This window comes from Streptomyces spiramenti, assembly GCF_012034385.1.
GTDB lineage: Bacteria > Actinomycetota > Actinomycetes > Streptomycetales > Streptomycetaceae > Streptomyces > Streptomyces spiramenti.
Map to the genome: position 1 here is coordinate 1 of NZ_JAAVJB010000189.1, position 10,208 is coordinate 10,208.

6 protein-coding genes and 1 pseudogene are annotated in these 10,208 nt (G+C 75.1%); 3 read left to right on the plus strand and 4 right to left on the minus strand.

What is annotated here, in order from left to right; all coding sequences use genetic code 11:
- Positions 1 to 48: 48 nt before the first annotated feature.
- From HCJ92_RS18670 to HCJ92_RS18685, 4 genes and pseudogenes are all read right to left on the minus strand, one after another.
- A pseudogene (locus HCJ92_RS18670) lies at positions 49 to 831 on the minus strand (ABC transporter permease); the annotation flags it as partial.
- Between the two features lie 94 nt (positions 832 to 925).
- The gene (gene modA / locus HCJ92_RS18675) at positions 926 to 1,717 is read right to left on the minus strand and encodes a molybdate ABC transporter substrate-binding protein (protein ID WP_338054250.1); all 792 of its coding nucleotides are present in this window, start codon (positions 1,715 to 1,717) and stop codon (positions 926 to 928) included.
- On the minus strand, positions 1,714 to 2,124 hold the full coding sequence (locus HCJ92_RS18680) for a TOBE domain-containing protein (RefSeq protein ID WP_167934767.1): 411 nt from the start codon (positions 2,122 to 2,124) through the stop codon (positions 1,714 to 1,716). The genes modA and HCJ92_RS18680 overlap by 4 nt, the downstream gene beginning before the upstream one ends.
- 252 nt (positions 2,125 to 2,376) lie before the next feature.
- Positions 2,377 to 5,025 carry a lysylphosphatidylglycerol synthase transmembrane domain-containing protein gene (locus tag HCJ92_RS18685; RefSeq protein ID WP_167934768.1) on the minus strand — a complete coding sequence of 883 codons (2,649 nt, stop codon included), beginning with the start codon at positions 5,023 to 5,025 and terminating at the stop codon, positions 2,377 to 2,379.
- A 92-nt stretch (positions 5,026 to 5,117) separates the two neighbouring features.
- On the opposite strand from HCJ92_RS18685, the gene HCJ92_RS18690 reads away from it, so the two are divergent.
- From HCJ92_RS18690 to HCJ92_RS18700, 3 genes are all read left to right on the plus strand, one after another.
- Positions 5,118 to 5,483, plus strand: a complete 366-nt coding sequence (locus HCJ92_RS18690; RefSeq protein WP_275942318.1) for an MGMT family protein — start codon at positions 5,118 to 5,120, stop codon at positions 5,481 to 5,483.
- Between the two features lie 299 nt (positions 5,484 to 5,782).
- Positions 5,783 to 9,175, plus strand: a complete 3,393-nt coding sequence (locus HCJ92_RS18695) for an ATP-dependent helicase (protein WP_167934770.1) — start codon at positions 5,783 to 5,785, stop codon at positions 9,173 to 9,175.
- A gap of 253 nt (positions 9,176 to 9,428) precedes the next feature.
- Positions 9,429 to 10,121 carry a LolA-like protein gene (locus HCJ92_RS18700; RefSeq protein WP_167934771.1) on the plus strand — a complete coding sequence of 231 codons (693 nt, stop codon included), beginning with the start codon at positions 9,429 to 9,431 and terminating at the stop codon, positions 10,119 to 10,121.
- Positions 10,122 to 10,208: the final 87 nt, after the last annotated feature.

The following is a 10,208-nucleotide window of genomic DNA, read 5'->3' on the forward strand; positions in this document are numbered from 1 at the left end:
CGCTCGACGGCTGAGCCGCCACGTCCGCGCCGGGCGGGCTCAGCCGCGCCGTGCGAAGGCGCCGAGCCAGCGGCCCCGCAGCCCGAACAGCACCGCGCCCGCCACAGCGAGCAGCAGGAGCGAGACGGCGGTCGCACCCTCCGGGTCCTCCTGCATGAGCAGGTACACCTGCAACGGGAGCGTCTGCGTCACCCCGGGGAGGTTCCCGGCGAACGTCAGCGTCGCGCCGAACTCGCCCAGGGCGCGCGCCCAGGTCAGTGCGGCCCCGGCGAGCAGTGAGGGCAGCACCATCGGGAGCGTGACATACCACAGGGTCTGCAGCGTCCCGGCGCCCATGGTGGCCGCGGCCTCCTCGTAGCGGACGTCGAGCCCGGTCAGCGCGCCCTCCAACGTGATCACCAGGAACGGCATCGAGATGAAGGTCGCGGCGACCACCGCGCCCGCCGTGGTGAAGGGCAGCGTCACGCCGAGCATGCGCAGCTCCTCACCGACGAGCCCCGCGCGGCCGAACCCCTGGAGGAGCGCCACCCCCGCCACGGTCGGCGGAAGCACCATCGGCAGCAGCACCAGCGACCGCAGCAGCGCCTTGCCGCGGAGACTGCCGCGGGCCAGTACCCAGGCCAGCGGGATGCCGAGGAGCAGCGAGAGGAGCAGCGCCCACCCCGACACCAGCAGCGACAGGCCGAGCGCCTGCGAGACCCGGGGGCTCGCCAGGCGTTCGCCGAGGTCGCCCCAGGGCGCCCGCGTCACGATCCCGGCCAGCGGCACGGCGAGCAGCAGCACCGCCGCCGCGGCCGGGACCAGCAGCACCGGGGGAGTGCCGCGGGTCACCCGGGGGGCGCCGAACCCGCGCGCCGACGTCCGCGCCACCGCCCCCGCGGGCGTCCCACGGCGCCGCGGGGGCGGTTCGGTGACGCGCCGTCGGTCACGGGGCGCGGAAGCCGGCAGCGGTGAGCAGCTCCGCCGCCTCGGCGGAGCGCAGCCAGTCGACGAAGTCGGCGGCCTCCTCCGGGTGGGGCGCGGCGTCGAGCACCGCCGCCGGGTACTCGGCGAGGATGTTCCGCTCGGCGGGGAGCGGGACGGCGGTCACCCGGTCGCCGACCGAGGCGGCGTCGGTGGCGTAGACGATGCCGGTGTCGGCCTCGCCCAGCGCGACCTTGGTGAGGACGGAACGCACGTTGGTCTCCAACGACGCCGGTTCGACCTCGACCCCGGCGTCGGCGAGCACCTGCTCGCCGTAGCGGCCCACGGGCACCTCGGGCGCGGCGAGCACCACCGTCAGGTCGTCGCGGGCCAGGTCCGCCAGGTCGGTGACGTCCTCGGGGTTGCCGGGGGAGGTCACCAGCGTCAGCTCGTTGGTGGCGACGACCACCGGTTCCGCCGTCCGGTCGCGCACGTCGGCCATGGTGGTCGTGTCGGCGGTGATGAGGACGTCCGCGGGGAGCCCCTCGCGCACCTGCGCGGCGAGCTCCTGCGAGCCCGCGAAGGAGAACCGCAGCGCGACGCGGTCGTTGGCGGCCTCGTACCGGGGCCGCGCCTCCTCCAGCACGTCGGTGAGGGACGCGGCGGCCAGCACGGTCACCTCCGCCACCGACCCGCCGTTCCCGCCGTCAGTGCCGCCGCCCCCGCCTCCGCAGGCGGCGAGCGGCAGGGCCAGCAGTGCGGCACCCGTCGCGGCGCGCAGCCGTCGGCGGGGGAGCGGGGGGCGGGCGGTCACGGGAGGTCCCTCCGGTCGATGTGGACGCTGGTCGCCTTGACCCGTGCCACCGCCTCCATGCCGATGGTCAGGCCGAGTTCCTCCACCGCCTCGCGGGTCAGCAGGGAGACCAGCCGGTGCGGGCCGGCCTGCACCTCGACCTGCGCGGCGACGTCCCCGAGCTTCACGGCGGTGATGATGCCGGGGAAGGCGTTGCGGGCGCTGGTGAAGGGCTCGGAACCCTCGCCCGCCTCGCCCGGGTCGGCCGCGAGGGAGACGGCGAAGGCCGCCAGGTCGGTCCCGTCGATCAGCCGCTTGCCCGCCGGGTCGCGAGTGGTCGGCACGCGCCCGGCGTCCGCCCAGCGCCGCACCGTGTCCGGACTGACGCCGAGCAGCCGAGCCGCCCGGCCGATGGAGTAGGAGCGCATGTGCGGGATGGTAGGCGTGGTGGGCTCGCAACTGCAAGGAGGTGCCGGGGTTGTGGGTGGCATGTACGGGGAGCGCTGTGTGTCCGGGTGTGCCCGTCGTGCGACGCTGTCCGGTGAGGGAGCGGCCCGGCGTGGCCCCCGTGCCGAGGAGTGACACGGCCCCGGCGGTCGGAACCGCCGGGGCCGCACACGCGCGTCGGGAGCAGGGGCCCGCCGGGGCCGCCAGCTCCGGTACTCACCGCCGACGGCGGCTCACAATGCCTCTTCGCGGGTCAGCGCGGTGAACGCCAGCCACCCGGGCAGCACCGGCAGCCAGAAGGTGACCAGCCGGAACAGCAGCACCGCGGCGCCCGCCGTCGCCGGGCTCAGCCCGAACGCCGTCAACCCCGCGATCAGCGTGAACTCCACCGCGCCGATACCGCCCGGGGTCGGCGCCGCCGAACCCAGCGCGTTGCCGGCCAGGAAGACCACGGCCACCGTCGCGAAGCTCAGGTCACCGCCGAACGCCTGCACCGAGGCGCTCAGGCACAGCACGAACGACAGGGTCATCAGCACCATGCCGCCGATGCCGTTGAGCAGCTTCCGCGGCTGCTGCACCACGTCCAGCATCCGCGGCACGACCCCCGCGAACAGGACGGACACCCGCTCGTGGATCGCCTTCCGCAGCGCCGGCACCGCCGTGACGATCAGCGCCAGCACCGCCAGTGTCAGCACCACCGCGATCATCGTCGGCGAGGTCGGCACCGACGGGGTGTGCTGGCTGCCGGTGATGTAGCCGAACACCACCAGCATCGCCACCGCCGAGCCCAGCGAGAACAGCTGGTTGGCGCCGACACTGGCCACCGCGTGGCCCGGCCTGATCCCCGAACGCTGGAGGTAACGGGTGTTCAGCGCCACGCCGCCGATCGCGGCGGGCGCCACCAGCTTCACGAAGGACCCGGCGAGCTGCACCAGCACGGTCCGCAGGTACGGCACCCGCTCCGGGACGAATCCGAGCAGGCTCATCGCCGCCGCGAAGTACGTCAGCGAGGCGAACACCAGCGCCACCAGCGCCCAGCCCCAGCTCGCCTGGTCCAGGATCTGCGCGAAGTCGATGTGGACCAGCTGCGTGATCAGGAAGTACGCCGCGAAGACCGCCGCGATCACCATCACCAGCGTCCGCGGCCTCACCCGCTCCAACCGCGCGTGCTGCACCGGCGCCTGCGGCCGGACCTGCAGCACCTGGCTGCGGATCTTCGACAGGAGGTCCGGCTCCTTCGCGTTGGAGAGGGCCTCCTCCATCACCTGCTTCTCGGCCTGCTTGGCCGCCCGCACCTGCTTGCGGTCCGCACCCGCCGGCAGCGAACCGCCCGCCTCCCGGTAGTTCTTCGACGCCTCCAGCACCACCTGGCGCTCCCGCTGCGCGCGCTCCCGGCCCAGCTGCCGCAGCACCTGCCGCGTGCCGCGGCTCAGCGCGATCGGCTGCAGCAGCGGCAGCGAGTCGGCGACCGTGTCCGGCCCCAGCACCGCCGAAGCCGCGCTGACAGCCCGGCGCGCTCCCACCCGCAGACCGAAGGTGGTCAGCAGCTGCGCCACATCCATGCGCAGCAGGAGCTCACCCGCGGCGATCTCACCGCCCCGCAGGTCCGTCAGGTACACCGAGCCGGCACCGTCCACCAGCAGCGACCGGCCCACCAGTCGCCGGTGCGCGATCCGCCGCGACTGGAGCGCGCGCAGCTGCCGCCACGCCGACTCCATCAGCTCGTCGGTGATCTCGTCGTCCGGGACCGCGTCCAGGTCCCGCCCGGGGGTGTGCTCGTAGATGAGCATCACCGCGTCCGGCCCCAGCTCGGCCGTCGCGATCAGCGGGGGTGAGTTGGCGCCCGCCGCTATGGCCGCGTAGGCCAGCAGGGCCTCCTGCTCCAGCGCCTGCCGGAGCGAGGGCAGCGACCGCTGCTGGTGGATGCCGCGGAGCGCCAGCCGGCGCCACACCCGGTAGAAGAATCCGCGCGCCTGCTGCTCCCGGTCGACGACGGTCACGTCCAGCGGCGGGCCGGACTCCAGCGTCACCAGGTAGCGGCGGCTCACCTCGCCCCGCTCGCTGCGGCGGTCCTCCGCCCGCAGCGCCGCCACCGGCAGGAACCCCACGTGCCGCAGCCCCGCCAGCAGTTGCTGCCCGGTGGGCCGGACGTTGGGCTGCCCCACCGCGTACAACGTCCCGTAGGCCACGGTCCAGCCGATCAGCACCGTCACCAGGATCGAGAACGGCGTCGTGTACCCGGCGACCAGCACCGACACCGCGTCGAGGATCAGCACCGCCCACATCAGCACCCGCCACCGCGGGCGGTGCGCCATGCCGACGGCGGTCATGTAGGCGATCACCGGCGCCAGGTAGGCGTGCACCGCGTCGGTGGTGCCCATCCCGCCGGGGGAGCGCGTCGTCAGCGCGTCCTGGAGTTCCAGCGGCGCGAACCGCGCCACCCACAGGCTGAACGACAGCGACACGCCGTGCGCCAGCACCGCGGCCAGCACCCCGTCCGCGATCCGCAGCCCGTCCCGGCGGATCAGCCGCTCCACCGCGAACGCCACCGGCACGATCAGCACGGCGATCGCCGAGATCATGCCGGCGAACTCGATCAACAGCGGTGGCGCCGAACCCGCCGCGTCCCCGATGTCGGTCTCCAGGCCCTTGGTGGTGCCGATCGCGAACGTCGCGATCGCGAGCACCACCGCGATGCCCAGCAGGCCGAGCAGTACCCGGACCAGGTCCGACGGCCGATGGACCCGAGCCGCGAGGATCGGCTCGTCCACTTCCAACTGCTCACTGCCCGGCGGCTGCTGCGGCGCATCGCGGGAAGCGGGGTGAGCGTCCCGCTCAGCCCGCTGCTCGTGTGGTCGTGCCGACTCTTCGCCCCGTATCACCTGTCACCGCCGTGACGATACTGGCATGGGTGCCCGTATCCCGGGGCCGAACCCCCGCAACGGCCAGTCTCGCTTACGGCACCATGGACCGCATGGAGCGCCCCGCTGATCACGCACTGCCCGACTACGCCGACCGGGTGCTGACCTGGGCGGAGGCGGTGCCCCCCGGACGTGTCCTCACCTACGGCGACATCGCTGCCCTGGTCGCCGAGGGCGGCCCGCGGCAGGTCGGCCGGGTCATGGCCACCTACGGCGCCGCCGTGCCCTGGTGGCGCGTGGTGCGCGCCGACGGCCTGCCGCTGCCGGGCGGCGAACGACGCGCCCTGGAGCACTACCGGGCCGAGGGGACGCCGCTGCGCGACGTCGTCCCGGGCAGCCCCTCCCGCGTGGACATGCGCAGGGCCCGCTGGCAGCCCGACCCGGGGCAGGGGCCGGACGCGGCCGAACCGCGGGACTGACGCCGCGTGGCCCCGCCCCGCCGGGACGGACCCCGCCGGGACGAACCCCGCGTGGGCCGACGCCGCCCGTGGGGCCGGAGCACGTCGGCCGCCGCACGCCGGGGCCGGTGTACCGCTTCTCACATCGACCAGCTTCCGTCATCCACCGGGTGCACGACCACCCGGACACCGCCGCGCGCCGTGGCCGCCGTACCCCGCCGCGACGCCGTCCCGCGCAGCCGACCGCACCGCTCGCGTACCGTCTCCAGCACAGCCCTGTTGCCCGCCCCCGCGTCCATGGGGCGCCCCGAGAACCTGCGATGCACGTGAGCCTCTCCGTTCCAGCACCCGAACCGCCCGCCGGCCGGGCCGCCGGGCACCCCGTGCCCACCGACCCCGGCGCGTACCGCCTCGTGCGCACCCCGCCCGAGACCACGGGCCTCCCCGCCATGGACGCAGCGCAACGCGCGGTGGTTGAGCACGGCGGCGGGCCGCTCCTCGTCCTCGCCGGACCGGGAACCGGCAAGACCACCACCCTCGTGGAGGCGGTGGCCGCCCGCGTGGCGCGCGGCACGCCCCCGGAACGCATCCTGGTCCTCACCTTCAGCCGCCGCGCCGCCACCGAGCTGCGCGACCGGATGTCGGCCCGGCTCCACGGCCGCGCCCCGCTCGCCGCCACCTTCCACTCCTACGCCTACGGCCTGGTCCGCGCCCACCAGGACCGCGAGCTGTTCGCCGAACCCCTGCGACTGCTGTCCGGCCCGGAACAGGACCTCTACCTGCGGGAGCTGCTCCAGGGCCAGCTCGCCCTGGAACCGGCCGGCCGCGCCGTGCGGTGGCCCGGCGACCTCCGTGCCTGCCTCACCACCCGCGGCTTCGCCGACGAACTGCGCGCCGTCCTCGCCCGCAGCCGCGAACTCGGCCTGCCCCCGCACCGGCTCGCCGAGTTCGCCGAACGGGACGGCCGCCCCGACTGGCGTGCCGCCGCGCACTTCCTGGCCGAGTACCTCGACGTCACCGAGGCCCAGGGAGTTCTCGACTACGCCGAACTGGTGCACCGCGCCGCCCGCGTCGTCGAACGCGCCCGCGAGGGCCGGCCGCGTCCCGACGCCCACCGCGAACCGCCCCACACCGCCTTCGACGCCGTCTTCGTCGACGAGTACCAGGACACCGACCCCGCCCAGCTGCGACTCCTCTCGGCGCTCGCGTCCGGCGGCCGGGACCTCACCGTCTTCGGCGACCCCGACCAGTCGATCTACGCCTTCCGCGGCGCCGACGTCGGCGGCATCCTCGACTTCCCCGACACCTTCCCCACCGCCGACGGGAAGTCGGCGCCGGTGGCGGTGCTCCGCACCGGCCGCCGCAGCGGCGCCGGACTGCTGGCGGCCACCCGCGAGATCACCCGCCGGATGACGCTCAACCGGCTCCCCGCCGAGAAGGTCCGCGCCCACCGCGACCTCGCCGCCGACCGGCCCGGCGGCGCCGCGCGCGTCCTGACCTTCCCCACCCCCGGCGCCGAACTGGACAACATCGCCGACCTGCTGCGGAGGGCCCACCTGGAGGACGGTTTCGCCTGGCGCGACATGGCCGTCCTGGTGCGTGCGGGAGGCCGCTCCCTGCCGGGCATGCGACGCGCCCTCACCGCCGCCGGCGTCCCCCTCGACGTCGACGGCGACGACCTGCCGCTGCGCCACGAACCCGCCGTCGCGCCGCTGCTGACGGCGCTCCGAGCGGTCGCGGACCCCCGCACCCTCACCACCGAGACCGCGCTGTCGCTGCTGACCTCCCCCCTCGGCAGTCTCGACGCCGCGGACCTCCGCCGACTGGGCCGGGCGCTCCGCGCCGAGGAACGCGCCGCCGGCGTCGACCCGCCGCCCTCCTCCGACGCGCTCGTCGCGCGCGCCCTCGCGGAGCCGGGACGCCTGGTGGCCCACGACCCCGCCTACGCCGGCGGCGCGCTGCGCCTGGGCCGGCTGCTGGCCCGGACCGGTGAGCTGCTGGCCGGCGGCTCCACCCCGGAGGAGGCCCTCTGGGAGCTGTGGGAGGGCACGACCTGGCCCCAGCGGCTGGAGCGCGCCGCCCGGCGCGGCGGGGTGCCCGGCCGCAACGCCGACCGCGACCTCGACGCGGTCTGCGCCCTCTTCGACGCGGCGGCCCGCGCCGAGGAGCGCACCGGCGGCCGTGGTGCCCTGAACCTGCTGGCCGAACTGGAGGCGTACGACATCGCCGGGGACACCCTCCTCCCCGGCGGCACCCGCCCCGACGCGGTGCGGTTGATGACGGCCCACCGCGCCAAGGGGATGGAATGGCGCCTGGTCGTGGTGGCCGGGGTGCAGGAGGGGCTCTGGCCCGACCTGCGACGCCGCGGTTCGCTGCTGGAGGCCGACCGCATCGGCTCCGACGGCATCGCCGAGCCGCTCAGCCCCGGCGCCCTCCTCGCGGAGGAGCGCCGACTGTTCTACGTGGCGGCCACCCGCGCCCGCGACCGGCTGGTCGTCACCGCGGTCCGTGCCGGGGACGACGGCGACCAGCCCTCCCGCTTCCTGCGGGAGCTCGGGGTCGAGACCGAGGACGTCAGCAGCCGGCCGCGCCGCCCGCTCTCCGTCGCCGCCCTCGTCGCCGAGCTCCGGGCCACCACGGTCGACCCCGACGCACCCGACGCGCTGCGGCACGCCGCCGCCCGCCGGCTGGCCCGACTTGCCGCGCAGCGCGACGGCGACGGCGTGCAACTGGTGCCCGCCGCCCACCCGCAGCGCTGGTGGGGACTGCGGGAGGAGACCGCCGCCGGCACGCCTGTCCGCGACCCCCGACGACCCGTAGCGCTCTCCGGCAGCGCGCTGGACCAGCTGGTCAACACCTGCTCGCTCCAGTGGTTCCTCGGCCGCGAGGTCTCCGCGGACGCCCCTGCCACCGCCGCCCAGGGGTTCGGCAACGTCCTGCACGTCCTCGCCGACGAGGTCGCCTCCGGCTCCACCCCCGCTGACCTGTCCGTTCTGCTGGAACGGCTGGACGGCGTCTGGGACGCCCTCGCCTTCGAGGCGCCGTGGCACTCCCGGCAGGAACGCGAGGAGGCCCGCACCGCCCTGGAGCGGTTCCTCGCCTGGCACGCGGCCCAGGACACGCAGGGCCGCACGACGGACGGCAGCGAGCGCGAGTTCGACGTGACGCTGCGCGCCGGCGGGAGCGGAGTCCGCATCAGGGGCGTCATCGACCGGGTCGAGCGGGATGCCGAGGGCCGCGCCTACGTCGTCGACTTCAAGACCGGTACGACCCCGCTGAGCAAGGGTGACGCCGAGTTGAACCCGCAACTGGCCGTGTACCAGCTGGCGCTGCGCCACACCGGCTCGCCCGACGACAGCGCCGACCGGATCGGCGGCGGCGAGCTGGTCTACCTCCGGAAGGGCGCGCCGAAGAAGGAGGGCGGGGACGCCATGCCGCTGCTGCGCCCCCAACCGTCCCTGGACGGTGCCTCCGAACCGTCGGCCGCGGCCGGTCCGGAGGCTCAAGCGGCCGGTGGCGCGAGCGCGCCGGACGACGGTCCGCGGGAGAGCGGCGCGCCGGTGGTCGGCGACTGGATCGGCGGCCTGCTGGCCGAGGCCGCCGGCCGGGTCCTGGACGAGCGGTTCTCGCCCACGCCCGGCCAGCACTGCGGCACCTGCGGGTTCCGCGCCTCCTGCTCCGGCCGTCCCGAGGGGCGGGGCGTGCTGGAGTGAGCCGCACGGCGGTGCCACCCGCACCGGTGTCCGGGAACCGCACGGCGCCGGAAGGCGTCCCCGAACAGGGACGGAGCACGGCGGGTCCGGTGGAGAGACCGGTCCTCGTGCGACCCCGCGGGGCGCGACCGCGCCCCGTCGAGCCCGGCCCGCAGCGGCGGCGACCGACGGAATGCGTCGCACGCGGCGGATCGGGCAGGAGGACGGTCATCCGCATCTCCGCCAGCGAGACCACACCCGAGGAGCAACAGACGTGACACCGAAGAAGAGCGTCCTGACGGCAGCAATGGTGGGCGCGTTCGTCCTCGGCGCCACGGCGTGCGGCAGCGACTCCGGGCACTTCGACGGCAAGGCGCCGGAGGAGATCGCCGAGGAGGCGCGCCAGGCGATGGTCGGCCTGGAGTCCGTCACCATCTCCAGCGACCTGGTGAGCCAGGGCCAGGAGGTCTCCCTGCAGGCCAGCATCGCCTCCGACGGCTCCTGCGAGGGCAGCTTCACCGCCGAGTCGATGTCGGCGGAGTTCATCAGCGTCGACGGCTCCGAGTACCTCAAGGCCGACGAGGAGTTCTGGCAGGGCGAGGGCATGGACGCCGCCGAGGTCGGCGGCAAGTGGATCAAGGGTCCCGAGGGCGAGATGAGCCTCACCGGGCAGTTCTGCGACCTGGAGCAGATCCTGGGCGAGATGTCCGAGAGCGACATCGAGTCCGGCGACTGGGAGTCCGTGGACGGCGTGACGATCGACGGCACCGAGACCGTCGGCATCCGCAGCACCGAGGACGAGGAGGCCGGCACCACCGACCTCTACATCGCCGACTCCGAGGACGCCCACGTGCTCCGCTCCGTCCGCTCCGGCGAGGTCGAGGGAACCGTCGAGTTCTCCGACTTCAACTCCGACTTCGACATCTCCGCGCCCTCCGACGCGGTCGACATGTCCGAGATCGGCTGAGCCCGGCGCTCCTTCCGCGGCGGCGTGCCACCGGCGCACCCCGCCGACACGCGCCCGGCGCCCCGGGGCCACGGCCCGCGGCGGCGC